The organism is Streptomyces sp. NPDC050509 (genome assembly GCF_044457965.1).
Classification (GTDB): domain Bacteria; phylum Actinomycetota; class Actinomycetes; order Streptomycetales; family Streptomycetaceae; genus Streptomyces.
Window position 1 is genome coordinate 439,587 of the sequence record NZ_JBITHL010000006.1, and the last position, 17,597, is coordinate 457,183.

Here is a 17,597-nt window from a genome sequence, read left to right on the forward strand (position 1 = left end):
GCCGTCCCTCTCCGTGCCCTTGCCCGACCCCATGCCACTCGTCGCCGCGTCCGTCATCGCCGGCCTCCCCGGCGCCCGCGACCGCCGCGGCCCTGGAACTCCTCGTAACCCGGCGTGTCCCCCTCGGCGACCCGCCGCCACGCGGCCTCGAACATCCGCTCCACCGACCGGTGGCCGACCACGAACCCCGGCATCTCCCACGCCAGCAGCGTCGTCTTCCAGCTCTCCGAGGGAAGCCGCGGAGTGGATGCCTCCAGCCAGCCCCCGGGCAGGAACAGCGACCGCCCCGCCCTGGCCCGCTTGGCCTCCACCACCAGGTCGGTGGCGGCCAGTTCGGCCCGCGCCTTCTTCATCCGGGCGGGCTTCCAGCCGGTCCAGGCCGTCTGGTTCCTGTCGGTCGGATCGGGCAGCGCGAGCAGCATCAGATAGAGCGCCGCCGCGTCACCGGAGAGCCCGAACCGCTCGGCGACCTCCGCCACCAGCTCCGGCACGCTGTGGCACGGATTCTGCTGTGCCCCCGGCGCGCCGCCCGCCGAGGCCAGCTCCATGAACTCCTCGCTCAGCACCGCCCGCAGCGCCACCAGCGCGGGCGCGTCGCCCGCCGTCGCCGTCAGCAGCTTCAGATCGGGATGGTCGGGCCCGCCCGCCCCCCTGCCGCCGGGGCCTTCCGCGTTCGAACCGCCGTCCCCGGCCGCCGCCCAGGCCGCCGGCAGGACGGCCGCCGGGCGCACCCAGATCGCATCCGTGCCCCGGTGGTACCGGTCCGGTGCCAGCACCAGCGCCGGGGTCAGCTCGAACAGCTCCTTCTCGTCCGTCCCGCGCTTCGGCGTCACCCCGTGGGCCTCGCGCAGCCGCGGCGACACCGCGTCCCACGCCGAGTCCCGGTCGACGCCCAGGCGCAGCAGCAGACCCGGGTCGGCGAGCCGTTCGCGCACCATCCGCACCGTCGTCGGCAGGACGGCGCGCAGCGGGTCGCCGTACGGCAGCCGGTACGCCAGCCAGCGCACCGCGTCGACCAGCTCGCGCAACTTCTCTCCTGTCAGCAGCCGGTGCTCGTCGGCCGCTTCCAGCTCCCCGTCGACCATGCGCTGTTCGGTGCGGCCCGTCAGCGCGGCCAGCAGCTCGGGGTTGAGCGCGTCGTTCACCGCCGTGCCGCCGCCGTCCTCGGCCACCATCCGCCGGATCAGCGACGCCGGTGTCGCCCGACGCCGGCCGCGCGCGGCGATCCACGCGTCCGCCACCGGCTCCACCGCGAAGCCGTCCGTCCACAGCTCCGCCACCCGCGCCGGATCCCCGGGCAGCAGCAGCGCGGTGTACGTGCGCGATTCCTCCTTGCTCAGCGTGCCGAGCGCGGCGCGCCCCACCTGGACCTCGGCGCTCTTCGCGGCCAGCGGCTCCAGATACTCGGCGGTCAGGGCGTCGCCCCCGCCCTGGTAGCCGCTCCGCCCGGGGGAGCCGAGCTGGAGCAGGGTGGCCGCGACGGACGTCGTCCCGACCCGGTCCGCGAAGTCCACGGCCCACTCGGGCCGGTACGGCATCGGCCCGCGCTCCCGCACCAGCTCCACCAGACGCCGCACCACGGGCGCCCGCGGCGGGTCGTCGGCCGTGCCCAGCACCGCGGACGCGACGACCGTCCAGCCGTCCCAGCCGCCGAAGGCCCCCGTGGGGTCGTACTCGACGGCGTGCCAGAACGCGTCCTCGTCGTCGTCGCGCACATGGCCGAGGACCAGCAGCCGCCGCGCTCCCGCGTGCCGTACCTCTCCGCGGGACGCCTTCGCGTCCCCCTTCGCCGGGGCGCGCAGTTCGACGGTGCGCAGCCGGCCGCGCGGGTCGATCAGCAGGGCGTCACCACCGGCCTCACCACCCGCCCCACCATTGGAGGCCGCGGCGCCCCCGGCCTCCACGGACAGTGCCGTGTCCAGGAACTCCAGCAGCGCGGCGCGCCGTTTCTCGTCCGTGGTGGGCGAAGCGGCGCGCACCGCGAGCGCGGCCATGCCCACCCCGCCCAGCGTCGCCCACCCCACGTTCGTCTCCTTCAGGCCCGTACGCCCGGCGACCGCGCCCGGCGCCGTCATCTCCCGCATACGCCGGACCTGTTCGACGACCGCCGTGTTCGCCCCCGGCCTGAACCAGTAGTGGGAGTACGGGTCCAGGACGAAGCCGTTGAACGCCTGGCTCAGCACGTCGTCGGTGGCGTGCAGCACCTCCGGCTTCCGCTGCCCCTCCGAGGCGTCCCCCGCGGCCCGCGCCGCGAGGGTCCGTACGCGCCTGCCCTGGCGTGCCGCCTCCACCAGCAGTCCGGCGACGCCCGCCACGAGCGCCGGGTGCGAGATCCCGGGCAGCAGTTCACGCACGGCCGCCCCGGCCTTCGCCTCCGTCTCCGCGTGCGTTCCCTCGCCGACCGCGGCCAGCAGCGCCGCAGCGTCCTCGTCGGTCACCGCGCGCAGCACGGCCGAGCCCCGCTCGTCACGGGGGCGCAGGGCGTGCCAGTGGTCCAACGGCGCCACCAGCGGGGTCCCGGCGGCGTGGACGCCGCCCTGAGCGCCCTCCTCCACCTTGGCGAGATGGATGCCCTCCGCGTCGTACAGACTGATCCCGGAGCGGTATCCGGTCGACTCCCGCGGGTGCAGTACGGCGCCGCCGGGCAGCCGCAGCGGCGGTACGGGAAGTCCGGCGCGGGCATGCTCCGGCGGCGTGCCCGCCGGCAGCGGCACGGCCGGGCTGCGGCTGCCGTCCACCGAACAGGCCGTCAGCGTCCCCGCCTTCGGGTCGTGGACCATCCACCACCCCACCAGCCCGTCCTTGGTGCCGAACGGCGAGGACTCCTGACCGGGCCCTGCGGGAAGCAGCCGGCACGCGCGCTCCACAAGTTGTACGCCGCCGTCCGCGAGCGCCGAGTCGAAGAAGCCCGGCACTGAGGTCCGGCCCCTGCGGGCGGACTCCGGGTCGTACTCCCACCACCGGTTCTCGTGCAGCACCCAGACGGAGATGCCGTCCGAGGCGACCGGGCGGTGCTCCGAAGCGAACGAGGTGTCGCCCGCGTACACCGGCCGGCCGCCGTAGCAGCGTCCGCCGTCGGGCAGTTCGAGCGACGGCCGGATGTCGAGCCAGTGGTCGGACAGCCCGCCCGAGGGCGTGAACACCTCGGCGGGACGCCCGGACCACACGGCCCGCCGGTCGTCACCGTGCCCTTGGGCGACCAGCCACTGGCCGCCCACGTAGTGGACCGCCGTCCCGCTCCAGTCGCCGGACGACGTGGTCGGCAGGGTGAGGGTCCGTCGGTCGACGACCTCGGTGGGCCCCACGGCCACGGCCTCCGCGTTGAGGCGCACCAGCAGGGTGGGCCACGCGTCCCGCACCCGGTACCAGTCGTCCACCCCGTAGCTGTACCGCCGGCCCGACGACTTCGGTTCGACCTTGCCGAGCCCCGGCAGGGCCTCCTCCAGCGCGGGCCAGCCCAGCTCGTCCAGGATGCCCGCGCGCAGCGTCCTCGCCAGGGCGGAGGCGGGCGAGACCGCCGTGATCCGGGCGACCGCCTCCGGCGCGGAGGCCAGCACCTGGCGGGACGAGAAGCGGCTCAGCCGCCGCAACTGGTCGTCCAGCCCCGGAAGTCCGAAGGGCCGCGACAGATCGTCCGCCCGGTCACCGAGCCACCCCACGAGCGCCGTGCGCAGCGCCGGGTGGTCGGCGATCCTTCCGAGCTGCTCCGTGGCGTCGCCGTTGTCCGCGGCCTCCTCCACACCGGCCCGCAGCAGCGGGGCGAACCCGGGGTCGGCGGCCAGCGCCGCCAGGTCCCGGCCCCCCTCGGACCGGTCGGACAGCCATTCGCCGAGGTGGAGATGGCGGGCGTCCGCGGCGGGAGGGGCGACGGGCACACCCCACGCCAGACACGCGTCGAGCAGATCCAGGTCCGCCATGACGCGCCGCCCGCGGTTCCTCAGCAGCCGCACCGGCGTGCCGTCCGCCACCAGCCGGTCCACCAGCCGCTCCACCAGCGCCAGTTCGGCGGGGATCCGCCGCGTGTCACGCCAGCCGCGCCCGCGGTGTCCGGCCCACGCCGACAGCCACTCGGCGGCCGGAACCGTGCCGTCCACCAGCAGTTCGACCGCGCCGCACCGGTCCAGCAACTCCAGCCAGGAGGCGTCGAACTCCTCCGGACGGTCGCCGCCCGCGGACGGCGTCAGCGCCAGCAGCCGTTCCCGCACCGAGCGGTCCTCGGCCGCGACGGCGGTCAGCGCGGGCAGCGCCGACTTCCAGAAGCTCCCGGCCGCCCGGTTCATCGGACCCGTGTGGATGATCTCCTGGAGCAGCGACCGCTCCTCGGACGCCACGTCCAGACCCGCGCCCTTCGCGAGCCGCCGCAGGTCCTCCAGCATCCCCGCGTACGGGGCGAGTCCGGCCGCGCACCGCTCCAGCGAGACCGCCCGGAACTGTCCGTACGCCTCCTGGGCCGACAGCCGGACCGTCAGCGCCTTCGCGTGCTCACGCAGCGCCTTGCCGCTCAGCGCGCCCGCCCCCGCGAACTCCAGGAACACCTCACGCAGCCGCTTCTCGTCCACCTCCAGCGCGTGCCGCTGCTCCGCCGCCCGCGCCTTGCCGAAGAACACCGAGGCGTGCTGACGGGACTCGACGCCCAGGAAGAGCCGCGCCACCTGCTCGTAGTAGGTGGGCAGGAAGTGCGGTACGGAGCGGTCGAGCCGCTCGCCGATCTCGTCGAACCCCTCCTTCGCCAGCCCCGGCTTGGTGGCGACGAGCCGGGTCAGCCGCTCCATCTCCTTGACCACGGCGAGCGCGTGATGCCCGTTTCCCGGATCGTTCACCAGCGCCCAGGCGGGGAAGCCCAGCGACTGCCGCCTGACCCGGCCGACCGGCTCCGCCCGCGCCGCGCCGAACCCCAGGTACTCCAGCGACAGGTCCTCGGCGGCCCCGATCGCCTCGGGCACCAGCCGGACCACCGCGCGCCCGTCCAGCGCCGGGTGTGCGTAGGCCCGCGCCGTGAGCACATCGCCCTCCGCGCCGGCCCCGTACGGCAGGACCCCTCCGGCGTCCAGCAGCACCTTGACCGGCTTCCCGGCGGCACCGGCCGACCCGGCCGGCTCGCCCGGAGCCTGATTCCCCTGCGGTCGTGCGTCGCTCACAGCGCCTTCTCCTCGTCACTCTCGACCACGCGGCCCGCGTACACCAGCGCGGCCATCCGCTCGCCCTCGGACCAGGCGACCGGCCCCACCTCGGCGAGCGGCAGCCGCCGCCCCGCCGCGTCACGCCACTCCAGCGCACCCGTCACGGTCTCCCCGTCGGGGTAGTCGTCCCCCAGCCAGTACGCCGCCTCCAGCGCGCGGCCGTCCTCCACCAGCGGACAGATCGCCTGGCCGCCCCGCACCCGGTAGCCGAGCTGGACCGCGCGGGCCGTGGCGTGCCGGAGCTGCGTGAACTTCCCGTCGGCGTACGCGCGCCACACCTCCGCCCCGGCGGCCCCGGCAGCTCCGGCCCCCTCGGGGGACCCTCCGGCCCCCGCGAGGTCCGGGCGCCGCCACACTTCGCGGAAGAGCTGCTCAGCCCCCTGCTCCACACCCAGCTCGGCGGCGAACTCCCGCAGCTCCGAGAGGTCTTCGAGGAGAACCGGGTGGGGGAGCAGCACCGTCTCCACCTCCGCCGGATCCAGCCGCACCGAGTCCCCGTCCAGATCGACGATCCCCAGCCCCCGCACCGGATCCGCGTCCCGCAGGAAACCGGCGCGCGCGGTGTCCGCCGAGCCGTCCGCGGCCACCGGCGCCACCACCAGATCGCGCAGCACCGCCAGCCACGCCGCATCCGGCCACACCCGCGCCAGCAGTGCCACCGGGACCGGCAGCGACCGCACCAGCCAGCCGTCCACCTGCTCCCGGCACTCCCGCTCGTGCCGCTCCAGCCACTCGGCGAGCTGCCGCAGCCGCACCACCTCGGCATCGTCCTTGAGCTTGGGTGGCACCTGCTTCAGCGCCCGCCCCGCGGCATTGCGGCACACCACCTTCGTGCCGTCCAGCGCGACGGCGTAGCCGCCCGTCGTTTCGATCCAGCCCATGGCAGGACCCCCTCCCCGACCTCTGGTTTCCGAACTGAGATCACAGTAGGTGACGGGTCTGACAACGCCCCCGCGGCGTCTGTGAGGTGGTGGAAAACACCCGTCACCGCCGCGCAACCACCCGGCAACCCGGGTCCGGCAGTATCGGCTCATGACGGAGTCGGCGCACCACCGCATGCCACCGCCGCGGCCACACCCCGGCAGCCCGCCGGACCCGCACCGCGCGGACCCCGCGGGCCCGCACCGCGCCGGCCTCGCGAAGGCGCCGCTGCCCGACAGCGCCGCGCAGCTCTTCGGCCGGATCACCGCCCAGCTCGGTCACCAGCTCAGCCACGTCACACGGAACGGAGCCCGCAGGAGCATGCGCCACCCCACCCTCGTCGTCGTCGCCCACGGCAGCCGCGACCCGCGCGCCCTGCGCACCGTCACGACACTGCTGGACCGGGTACGCGAACTGCGCCCGGGCGTGGACGTACGCCTCGGCCACATCGAGATCGAGGAACCGCTCCTGTCCGACACCCTTGCCTCCCTCGCCACCGGCCGGGCCGTCCTCGTACCGCTGCTGCTGAGCCGCGGCGTCCACATCAAGCGCGACCTGCCCGCGTTCGCCGCCGCCGCCGCGCCCCGGCTGGAGACGCGCGTCGCGGCCCCGCTCGGCCCGCATCCGCTGCTGGTCGAGACGCTGTACGACCGGCTCCTCGAAGCCGGCTGGCACGCAGGCCCCGGGCATCCGCCGCACCTCACGCCCCCGGCGGACCCCGGCCCGTACCACCGCGCCGCCGCCGGCGTCGTCCTGGCCGCCGCGGGCTCCCGCGACCCGGAGTCCGCCGCCGACACCCGCCGTACGGCAGACCTCCTCAGCGAGCGCCTCGGCGGCGTCCCGGTCCTGCCCGCGTACGCCTCCGCCGCCTCGCCCACCGTCCCCGAGGCGCTGCGCGCCCTCGCCGCCCGGGGCCGCCACCGGACCGCGATCGCCTCGTACTTCACCGCGCCCGGACACTTCGCCACCCGCAGCGCCGCCGACGCGCCCTGGATCGCCGCCGCCCCGCTCGGCGCGCACCCCGCGATGGCCCGGCTGCTGCTGCACCGCTACGACGAGGCGCTGGCGACGGCGCACGGCACGGCGGGCCGCCGCCTCCTCGCCCCCGCGTAGCGCGCCGTCCGGTTACGGTCGGTGCATGGCAGGCACAGGCACAGGCACCACCGGAATCACCCCACCGCACCCCTCGGCACCGGCGAGCGCGTACGACGACCGGGCCACCGAACGCTGGGACGCCGAATCCGACAAACGCCCCGGCCGCACCGCGTTCCAGCGTGACCGCGCGCGTGTGCTGCACTCCGCCGCCCTGCGCCGGCTCGCCGGGAAGACCCAGGTGGTCACCCCCGGCTCGCGCAGCCAGGAGTGGGACGCCAGTCCCCGTACCCGTCTCACCCACTCCCTGGAGTGCGCCCAGGTGGGCCGCGAGCTGGGTGCGGCCCTCGGCTGCGATCCCGATCTCGTAGAGACCGCGTGTCTGGCCCACGACATGGGCCATCCGCCGTTCGGCCACAACGGCGAGCAGGCCCTCAACGACTTCGCCGCCGACTGCGGCGGCTTCGAGGGCAACGCCCAGTCGCTCAGGCTGCTGACCCGGATCGAGCCGAAGCGTTTCGTCCGGTCCCCGGAGAGCGGCGAACTCGTCAGCGTCGGCCTCAACCTCACCCGCGCCGCACTCGACGCCGCGACCAAGTACCCGTGGCCGCGCGGCGCGCACCCCACCCAGCCCGGTTCGGTGAAGTTCGGGGTGTACGAGGACGACCTGCCGGTCTTCCGCTGGGCCCGCGCGGGCGCCCCGGCGGACCGGATCTGCTTCGAGGCGCAGGTCATGGACTGGTCCGACGACGTGGCCTACTCGGTCCACGACTTCGAGGACGCGCTCCATGCCGGCCACGTCGACCCCGCCGCCCTCTCCTCGGAGGCCGAACGGAGCGGGATCTGGGCGGTCGCGATCGGCCGTTACGTACCGGCGGACACCGACCTGGGCGAGCTGGCCGCCGCCCTCGACCGGCTCATGGCGCAGGAGTGGTGGCCGCACGGCCACGACGGCTCCGCCCTCGCCCAGTCCCGCCTCAAGGACGCCACCAGCCAGCTCATCGGCCGCTTCTGCGAGGCCGCCGAGGGTGCCACCCGGCGGGCATACGGTACGGGCCCGCTCACCCGGTACGCCGCCGAACTCGTGGTCCCGCGCGCCGCCCGCCACGAGTGCGCCGTCCTCAAGGCCGTCGCCGACCGCTACGTCATGCAGCGCGCCGAACAGGAGGTGCTCCGCGCCGACCAGCGCGTCGTCCTGGCCGAACTGGCCCGGGCGCTGACGGATCAGGCCCCGCGCGGGCTCGACCCGCAGTTCCGCGCGCTGTTCGCCACAGCGGGCGACGACCGGGCGCGCAAACGCGTCATCGTCGACCAGATCGCCTCGCTCACGGACGCGGCGGCCCGCTCGCTCCACGCCGAACTGACCCGTTCCACCTGAGGCGAATGAGCGACCCGCGCCCCTCATGGCGCACACCTTCCGACGCGGGCGTGTACGAAGTAACCGGTAACCGGATCACCTCAGCAGAACCTCGGTAACCGGATCACGTCGGACCCTGTCGGATCCGGCCGAGAGTCAGGCCCGTGGAGCGCTCCCTCTTTCGCCATCACGCTCCGTGCGGGACGCTCGCAGATGGCGGCAGCAAGAAGAGGAGGCATCAAGTGGTCGACGCACATCGGACATTTGTCATCGTCGGCGGAGGGCTGGCCGGGGCGAAGGCCGCGGAGACCCTCCGTAAGGAGGGGTTCACCGGCCGGGTGATCCTCATCGGTGACGAGCGTGACCACCCCTATGAACGCCCACCCCTGTCCAAGGGCTATCTGGCCGGCAAGGAAGAGCGCGACAGCGTCTTCGTCCAGGAGCCCGCCTGGTACGCGCAGGCCCAGGTGGAGCTGCACCTCGGCCAGAGCGTCACCTCCGTGGACCGCGACACCAAGTGCGTGCACCTCGGCGACGGCACCTCGCTGCGGTACGACAAGCTGCTTCTGGCGACCGGCGCCGAGCCGCGCAGGCTGGACGTCCCCGGTACGGATCTGGTGGGCGTCCATCATCTGCGCCGGATCGCCCACGCGGACCGGCTGCGCCAGGTCCTGACGGCCCTCGGCCGGGACAACGGCCATCTCGTGATCGCGGGCGCGGGCTGGATCGGCCTGGAGGTCGCCGCGGCGGCCCGCACCTACGGGGCCGAGGTCACCGTCGTGGAACCCGAGGCGACTCCGCTCCACCGGGTCATCGGCCCCGAACTGGGCCAGCTCTTCACCGATCTGCACCAGGAGCACGGCGTACGGTTCCACTTCGGCGCCCGGCTCACCGAGATCGTCGGCCAGGACGGCATGGTCCTGGCGGCCCGTACGGACGACGGCGAGGAGCACCCGGCGCACGACGTGCTCGCCGCGATCGGCGCGGCCCCGCGCACCGCCCTCGCCGAGGCCGCCGGGCTCACGCTCGCCGGCCGGCCCACGGGCGGCGGCATCGCCGTGGACTCCGCCCTGCGCACCTCCGACCCCGACATCTTCGCGGCCGGGGACGTGGCCGCCGTCCCGCTGCCGGGGTGGGGAGCCGCGCTCGGCGTCGACCGGGTGCGCGTCGAGCACTGGGCGAACGCGCTGAACGGCGGCCCGGCCGCCGCGCGCGCGATGCTCGGCCTGGACGTCCGTTACGACCGTGTGCCGTACTTCTTCTCCGACCAGTACGACCTCGGCCTGGAGTACTCGGGCTGGGCGCCGCCCGGCTCGTACGACCAGGTGGTCGTACGCGGCGACGCGGGAAAGCGGGAGTTCGTCGCCTTCTGGCTGAAGGACCGCACGGTGCTCGCCGGGATGAACGTCAACGTCTGGGACGTCACCGAGGACATCCAGCGCCTGATCCGCTCCGGCGCCCGCCAGGACCTGGAGGCCCTCGCCGACCCGGGCGTCCCCCTCGCGTCCCTGGGCACCTGACAGCGGGTATCCGCCACCTCACCCCCGACATCCGACGGAGGCAGAGGCGGGACGGGTGTCCGAGACTGTCGGTGGATCCCCGTAGAATTCACGCGTGGCAGGCAGGATCAACGATGACGACGTGAAGGCGGTTCGGGACGCGGTCCCGATCGACGCCGTCGTGTCCGAGTACCTCCAGCTACGCAGCGCGGGCGGCGGCAATCTGAAGGGGCTCTGCCCCTTCCACGACGAGAAGTCCCCCTCCTTCCAGGTCAGTCCGAGCAAGGGTCTCTTCCACTGCTTCGGCTGCCAGGAGGGCGGGGACACCATCGCCTTCGTGATGAAGATCGACCATCTCTCCTTCTCGGAGACGGTCGAGCGGCTCGCCGCCCAGGCGGGCGTCACGCTGCGGTACGAGGAGGGCGGGTACAACCCCGCGAGCCAGCGCGGCGAGCGTACGCGGCTGGTCGAGGCCCACAAGATCGCCGCGCAGTTCTACGCGGACCAGCTCTCCGGGGACGAGGCCGCCGTCGGCCGGACATTCCTCGCCGAGCGCGGCTTCGACCAGGCGGCGGCCGAGCACTTCGGCGTCGGCTACAGCCCGGTCGGCTGGGACCACCTCACCCGCTTCCTGCGCGGCAAGGGCTTCACGGACAAGGAGCTGATGCTCTCCGGGCTCTCCCAGGACGGCCGCCGCGGCCCCATCGACCGCTTCCGCGGCCGGCTGATGTGGCCGATCCGCGACATCTCCGGCGAGGTCGTCGGCTTCGGCGCGCGCAAGCTCCGCGACGACGACAACGGACCGAAGTACCTGAACACCCCCGAGACGGCGATCTACAAGAAGTCCCAGGTGCTGTACGGCGTCGACCTGGCCAAGAAGGACATCGCCAAGTCCAGCCGCGCCGTCGTCGTCGAGGGGTACACGGACGTGATGGCCTGCCATCTCGCCGGGGTCACCACCGCCATCGCCACCTGCGGCACGGCCTTCGGCGGCGACCACATCAAGATCCTCCGACGGCTCCTGATGGACAACGGCAGCGCCCGGGTGATCTTCACCTTCGACGGGGACGCGGCCGGCCAGAAGGCCGCGCTGCGCGCCTTCGAGGACGACCAGAAGTTCGCCGCCGAGACCTACATCGCCATCGCCCCCGACGGCATGGACCCCTGCGACCTACGCCTCGCCAAGGGCGACGCCGCCGTCCAGGACCTGGCGGAACCCCGTACACCGCTCTTCGAGTTCGCGATCCGCCAGATCGTCTCCCGGTACGACCTGGAGACCCCGGCGGGCCGCGCCGCCGCGCTCGACGAGGCCGCGCCGATCGTGGCCCGTATCAAGAACGGCTCGTCGCAGCACGAGGTCGCCGTCCAGCTCGCCGGCATCCTGGGCATCCTCGACACCCAGTTCGTCGTCAAGCGTGTCGCGCAGGTGGCCCGCTGGGCGCGCGACCGCGGCGGCCGGGGCCCGTCGGCCGGTCCCGAGCAGCGCGCGCGACAGCCGTACGAGACCGAGGCGCGGCAGGCCCCCTCCGGCCCCGCGCTCACCCTCCGCAGCCCCGCCCACCGCACCGAGCGCGAGCTCCTCAAGCTCGCCCTCCAGCGGCCCGAACTGGTCTCCCCGGCCTTCGACGCCTACGGGGAGGACGAGTTCACCGCCCCGCCCTACGCCGCCGTACGCCGCGCGATAGAGGACGCGGGCGGCGCCGAGTCGGGCCTCCAGTCCGCCCCCGAGTATCTGGCCCGGGTCCGTGAGGCCGCGCCGAACGACGCGGTGCGCGCCATGGTCACGGAGCTGGCGGTGGAGGTCTTCCGGGGCAAGACCATCGACGAGGTGTACGCGGGACAGCAGCTCGTCCACGTCAGGCTGCGCGCCGTGGACCGCCGTATCCAGGACGTCACGGGCACGCTGACCCGACTGGGCAGCCAGGGCGACCCGGAGCGGTATGAGGCCGTCCAGAAGGAGCTGTGGGTGCTCCAGCAGTACGGTCAGGCGCTGCGCGCACGCGGCGCGGAAGCGCTCTGACAGCGGCGCCGCGCCCGACCGGGCCCGCCGGGGGCCCGCACGGGGCCGCCCCGGCCGTACCCCTGTAACGGCCCGGTTACGGACCGGACTCAGAAAGTCCCCGCACGCCCCTCGTGGCGGCGATATCCCGTGCCCCACACTGGGGTGCGGTGCCTGAGTCCTCGGAGCGCGGCCCGTCCATCGGCATGGACACCCCACCCCCGCGGATCCGCTCATCGTGTACGGGACGGAAGGCGGCCCGGCCGCCCCCGCCCCGCTGCCGTACGCCCCCGAACCGGCAGCGATCACCCTGGAGGTCGCCCCCCGTGCAGACCCAGACCCTGACCGAGACGCCGGCCGAGACGCCGGACGTGTCCACCGCCGGACGCGTCGGCGCCGTACCGCCGCAGAGCCGCGCCACCCACCACCCCGAGACGCTCCTCCCCGGAACATCCGTGGAGCGCGGCGAACCCGAGGACCCCACAGCTCACCCGGACCCCACCGCACACCCGAAGTCCCCAGAGCCCTCGGCGTCCCCGGAGTCTCCGGAGCCCCTTGATTCCCTCGGGCCCCTCACCGAGCACCCTGTGGAGGAGTCCCTCGTGCCCGAGCGCGCGGCACGGCGGGGCAGCCGCGCCGACACCGGCGGGCCCTCGTCCGACCTCTTCCGGCAGTACCTGCGGGAGATCGGCCGTATCCCGCTGCTCACCGCCGCCGACGAGGTCGACCTCGCCCGCCGCGTCGAGGCCGGTCTCTTCGCCGAGGAGAAGCTGAGCGCCGCCAGCGACCTCGACAAGGAACTCGACTCCGAACTCGCCCTGGACCTCGACCGGCTGGTCGTCCTCGGCCGGATGGCCAAGCGCCGCCTCATCGAGGCCAATCTGCGCCTCGTCGTCTCCGTGGCCAAGCGGTACGTCGGCCGCGGTCTGACCATGCTCGACCTCGTCCAGGAGGGAAACCTGGGCCTGATCAGGGCCGTCGAGAAGTTCGACTACGCGCGCGGCTACAAGTTCTCGACGTACGCGACCTGGTGGATCCGCCAGGCGATGTCCCGGGCCCTCGCCGACCAGGCCCGTACGATCCGCGTGCCGGTCCATGTGGTCGAGCTGATCAACCGGGTCGTACGGGTCCAGCGCAGGATGCTCCAGGAGCGCGGCCACGAGCCGGCCCCCGAGGAGGTCGCCGCCCAGCTCGAACTGACCCCCGACCGCGTCAGGGAGGTGCTGAGGCTCGCCCAGGAGCCCGTCTCCCTGCACACCCCGGTGGGGGAGGAGGACGATGTCGCGCTCGGGGACCTGATCGAGGACGGCGACGCCGCGTCCCCCGTCGAGTCGGCGGCCTTCCTGCTGCTCCGCGAGCACCTGGAGGCCGTGCTCTCCACGCTCGGCGAGCGCGAGCGCAAGGTCGTGCAGCTGCGCTACGGCCTGGACGACGGCCGGCCGCGCACCCTGGAGGAGATCGGCAGGATCTTCGGCGTGACCCGCGAGCGCATCCGCCAGATCGAGTCGAAGACCCTCGGCAAACTCCGCGACCACGCCTACGCCGACCAGCTCCGCGGCTACCTGGACTGATCCGTACGGCCGGTACGGACCAGACCCCGAAGCCCCGCCGCCTCCTGCACCGCTGTCAGTCGACCTCGACCACCGCCTGGGCGAACTGCGCCTGGTAGAGGCGGGCGTAGACGCCGTCCGCCGCCAGGAGCTGGTCGTGCGTGCCCTGTTCGACGATGCTGCCGTTCTCCATGACGAGGATGACGTCCGCGTCGCGGATGGTGGAGAGACGGTGCGCGATGACGAAGCTGGTCCTGCCGTGGGCCAGCCGCGCCATGGCCTTCTGGATCAGCACCTCGGTACGGGTGTCGACCGAGCTGGTCGCCTCGTCCAGGACCAGGATCACCGGGTCGGACAGGAAGGCGCGGGCGATGGTGATGAGCTGCTTCTCACCGGCGCTGACGCCCGAACCCTCGTCGTCGATGACGGTGTCGTAGCCGTCCGCCAGGGTCCGTACGAACCGGTCCGCGTGCGCGGCCCGCGCCGCCTCCTCGATCTCATCACGCGACACCTCGCGCGATGCCCCGTACGCGATGTTCTCCGCGATCGTCCCGCCGAACAGCCAGGTGTCCTGGAGGACCATGCCTATCCCGGACCGCAGCTCCTCCCGCGACATCCGCGCCACATCCACGCCGTCCAGGAGGATCCGGCCGCCGGTCACCTCGTAGAACCGCATCAGCAGATTCACCAGCGTCGTCTTGCCCGCCCCCGTCGGACCCACGATCGCCACCGTCTGCCCCGGCTCCACGGCCAGCGACAGGTTCTCGATCAGCGGCTTGTCGGGCTCGTACCGGAACGAGACGCCCTCCAGGACGACCTGGCCCCGTGCCCCGCGCAACCGCTCCACCGCCGGGGTGTCCGCCTCCTGCTCGTCCGCGTCCAGCAGCTCGAATATCCGCTCGGCGGAGGCGACCCCGGACTGTACGAGGTTGGCCATCGAGGCGACCTGGGTCAGCGGCGTCGAGAACTGCCGGGAGTACTGGACGAACGCCTGGACGTCGCCGATCGACAGCGTGCCGGAGGCGACCCGCAGCCCGCCGACCACCGCGACCAGCACATAGTTGAGGTTGGAGATGAAGAACATCAGCGGCTGCATGATCCCGCTGTTGAACTGCGCCTTGAACCCGGCCTCGTACAGCTTGTCGTTCTGCTCACGGAACATCTCGGCCGACTCGTCCTGCCGCCCGAAGACCTTCACCAGGGAGTGCCCGGTGTACATCTCCTCCACATGCGCGTTGAGCGAGCCGGTGACCTTCCACTGCTGGACGAACTGGGGCTGCGACCGCTTGCCGACCTTCGCCGCCACGAGCACCGACAGCGGCACCGTCACCAGCGCGACCAGCGCCAGCAGCGGCGAGATCCAGAACATCATCACCAGCACGCCGATGATCGTCAGCAGGGAGTTGACGAGCTGGCCCATCGTCTGCTGGAGGGTCTGCGAGATGTTGTCCACGTCGTTCGTCGCCCGGCTGAGGACCTCGCCGCGCGGCTGCCGGTCGAAGTAGGACAGCGGCAGCCGCGACAGCTTCGCCTGGATGTCCTCGCGCATCCGGAACACCGTGTGGTTGATGACCCGGATCGAGAGCCGGCTCGACACGAGCATCAGCAGCCCGGCGCCGACGTACACGGCCAGCGCCGTCAGCAGTACGGTGCCGATCGCGCCGAAGTCGATACCGTGCCCCGGGGTGAAGTCCACCCCGGAGAGCAGATCCGCGAGCCCGTCGTCCCCCTTGGCCCGCAGCCCGTCGATGGTCTGCTCCTTGGTGACGCCCGCCGGGCTCTGCCGGCCGATCACCCCCGCGAAGATCAGGTTGGTCGCGTGCCCGAGGATCTTCGGGCCCCACACCGAGAGCCCGACGCTGAGCACGCCCGCGCCGACCATCCACCACAGCGTGGCCCTCTCCACCGCCAGCCGCCGCAGCAGCCGCTTCCCCGACCCCTTGAAGTCCATGGACCGCTGCGTCGACGCGGCACCGGCCATCATCATGCGTCCGCCAGGACCGCTCATCAGGCAGCCTCCGCCTCGGTCAGTTGGGAGAGCACGATCTCCCGGTATGTCTCGTTGTCCGCCATCAGCTCGTGGTGGCGGCCCTCGCCGACGACCCGGCCCTCGTCCAGGACGACGATCCGGTCGGCGTCGCGGATGGTGGAGACCCGCTGGGCGACGATCAGTACGGTCGCCTCGGCGGTCTCCCGCGTCAGAGCGGCCCGCAACGCCGCGTCCGTCGCGTAGTCCAGCGCCGAGAACGAGTCGTCGAAGAGATAGATCTCCGGCCGCCGCACCAGCGTGCGCGCGATGGAGAGCCGCTGCCGCTGCCCGCCGGAGACATTGGTGCCGCCCTGCGCGATGGGCGCGTTCAGCCCGCCTTCCAGCGTGGTGACGAACTCCTTGGCCTGCGCCACCTCCAGCGCGTGCCACAGTTCCTCGTCGGTCGCGTCCGGGTTGCCGTACCGCAGATTCGTCGCGACCGTCCCGGAGAACAGATACGGCTTCTGCGGTACGAGGCTCACCGTCCTGGCCAGCAGGGCGGGGTCGAGCCCGCGTACATCGGAACCGTCCACCAGCACCTCCCCGTCCGTCGTGTCGAACAGCCGGGGTATGAGCCCGAGCAGCGTCGACTTCCCGCTGCCCGTCGACCCGATGACGGCGGTCGTCTCGCCGGGCCGCGCGGTCAGCGAGACCTCCCGCAGGACGGGCTCCTCGGCACCCGGGAATCGGAACTCGGCGTTCCGTATCTCCAGATGTCCGTGCCGGCGCAGCTCCCGCACCGGGTTCTCGGGCGGCACGACGCTCGACCGGGTGTCCAGCACCTCCTTGATGCGCTCGGCGCACACCTCGGCGCGCGGCACCATCATGAACATGAAGGTGGCCATCATCACGGCCATCACGATCTGCATCAGATACGCGAGGAACGCGGTCAGCGCCCCGATCTGCATCCCGCCGCTGTCGATCCGGTGCGCGCCGAACCAGACGACGGCGATCGACGACAGGTTCACGACCGTCATCACGGTCGGGAACATCAGCGCCATCAGCCGGCCGGTCGACAGCGCGACATCGGTCAGCTCGGTGTTGGCGCCCTTGAAGCGCCCCTTCTCGTACTCGTCCCTGACGAACGCCCTGATCACGCGGTTGCCGGTGATCTGCTCACGCAGCACCCGGTTGACCGTGTCCAGCCGCGTCTGCATCGTACGGAACAGCGGCCGCATCTTCTTGACGATCAGGCTCACGGAGATCCCGAGGACCGGCACCACCGCGAGCAGCACCGCCGACAGCGGCACGTCCTGGCCGAGGGCCATGACGATGCCGCCCACACACATGATCGGCGCGGACACCATCAGCGTGAACGACATCAGGACCAGCGTCTGCACCTGCTGGACGTCGTTGGTCGTACGGGTGATCAGCGAGGGGGCCCCGAAGCGGGCCACCTCACGGGCGGAGAAGCTCTGCACCTGCCCGAAGACGGCGGCCCGCACGTCCCGGCCGAGGGCCGAGGCGGTCCGCGCGCCGTAGTACACGGCTCCGATGTTGCAGATCACCTGGACGACACTGACGGCGATCATGATGCCGCCGAACCGCAGGATGTAGCCGGAGTCCCCCTTCACCACACCGTTGTCGATGATGTCGGCGTTGAGGGTCGGCAGGTAGAGGGTGGCGATCGTCTGCAGAAGCTGGAGCGCCACCAGCAGGGCTATCGGTTTCTTGTACGGGGCGAGATGGGCTCGCAGAAGTCGTAGCAGCACACGCAGTCTTTCGGACTCGGCTCGGATTCGGCTGGGCCGAACGGCGAAGACCGGTCGGCGAAGATCAGGGGGGTCCCGACCCTCCATCTTGCGGTACGCCACCCGCCGAACCCCAAGGGTTTAAGTCCAAGGACGGGTCAAGAACGTTCCGAGCAGACACGCGTCGCAGCACTCCACCTTCCCCGCGTGACTCCCGGGATCAGCCTCCCCGCGCCGAGCCGTGCCCAGCCCCCGAGCGGCCCCTGAGGCGCCCCGGAT

At 72.8% G+C, this 17,597-nt stretch carries 9 protein-coding genes; 5 read left to right on the top strand and 4 right to left on the bottom strand.

Features of this window, described 5'->3' with window-relative positions:
* Positions 1–53: 53 nt before the first annotated feature.
* Both ACIBJC_RS20070 and ACIBJC_RS20075 read right to left on the bottom strand, forming a co-directional pair.
* Entirely contained in the window at positions 54–5,138 is a 5,085-nt protein-coding gene (locus tag ACIBJC_RS20070) for a hypothetical protein (RefSeq protein ID WP_399294065.1), read from the bottom strand.
* Positions 5,135–6,061 carry a DUF4132 domain-containing protein gene (locus tag ACIBJC_RS20075; RefSeq protein ID WP_399294068.1) on the bottom strand — a complete coding sequence of 309 codons (927 nt, stop codon included), beginning with the start codon at positions 6,059–6,061 and terminating at the stop codon, positions 5,135–5,137. Before ACIBJC_RS20075 ends, ACIBJC_RS20070 begins: the two co-directional genes overlap by 4 nt.
* Positions 6,062–6,212: 151 nt before the next feature.
* On the opposite strand from ACIBJC_RS20075, the gene ACIBJC_RS20080 reads away from it, so the two are divergent.
* The 5 genes from ACIBJC_RS20080 to ACIBJC_RS20100 all read left to right on the top strand — a co-directional run bounded on the left by ACIBJC_RS20080 (position 6,213) and on the right by ACIBJC_RS20100 (position 13,619).
* Positions 6,213–7,214 (top strand): sirohydrochlorin chelatase, encoded by a 1,002-nt coding sequence (locus ACIBJC_RS20080; RefSeq protein WP_399294071.1) that lies wholly within the window; start codon positions 6,213–6,215, stop codon positions 7,212–7,214.
* Positions 7,215–7,239: 25 nt separating this feature from the next.
* The gene (locus ACIBJC_RS20085) at positions 7,240–8,571 is read left to right on the top strand and encodes a deoxyguanosinetriphosphate triphosphohydrolase (protein ID WP_399294074.1); all 1,332 of its coding nucleotides are present in this window, start codon (positions 7,240–7,242) and stop codon (positions 8,569–8,571) included.
* A gap of 221 nt (positions 8,572–8,792) precedes the next feature.
* Positions 8,793–10,070 carry an NAD(P)/FAD-dependent oxidoreductase gene (locus tag ACIBJC_RS20090; protein ID WP_399294077.1) on the top strand — a complete coding sequence of 426 codons (1,278 nt, stop codon included), beginning with the start codon at positions 8,793–8,795 and terminating at the stop codon, positions 10,068–10,070.
* 94 nt (positions 10,071–10,164) lie between these two features.
* Positions 10,165–12,069, top strand: a complete 1,905-nt coding sequence (gene dnaG / locus ACIBJC_RS20095; protein ID WP_399294080.1) for a DNA primase — start codon at positions 10,165–10,167, stop codon at positions 12,067–12,069.
* A 305-nt stretch (positions 12,070–12,374) separates the two neighbouring features.
* The gene (locus tag ACIBJC_RS20100) at positions 12,375–13,619 is read left to right on the top strand and encodes a sigma-70 family RNA polymerase sigma factor (protein ID WP_399294083.1); all 1,245 of its coding nucleotides are present in this window, start codon (positions 12,375–12,377) and stop codon (positions 13,617–13,619) included.
* A 55-nt stretch (positions 13,620–13,674) separates the two neighbouring features.
* Here the strand turns inward: ACIBJC_RS20100 and ACIBJC_RS20105 are convergent, their stop codons facing one another.
* Positions 13,675–15,606, bottom strand: coding sequence for an ABC transporter ATP-binding protein (locus ACIBJC_RS20105; RefSeq protein ID WP_399294086.1), 1,932 nt, complete (start codon positions 15,604–15,606; stop codon positions 13,675–13,677).
* Positions 15,606–17,339 carry an ABC transporter ATP-binding protein gene (locus tag ACIBJC_RS20110; protein ID WP_399294089.1) on the bottom strand — a complete coding sequence of 578 codons (1,734 nt, stop codon included), beginning with the start codon at positions 17,337–17,339 and terminating at the stop codon, positions 15,606–15,608. Before ACIBJC_RS20110 ends, ACIBJC_RS20105 begins: the two co-directional genes overlap by 1 nt.
* Between the last annotated feature and the right edge of the window lie 258 nt (positions 17,340–17,597).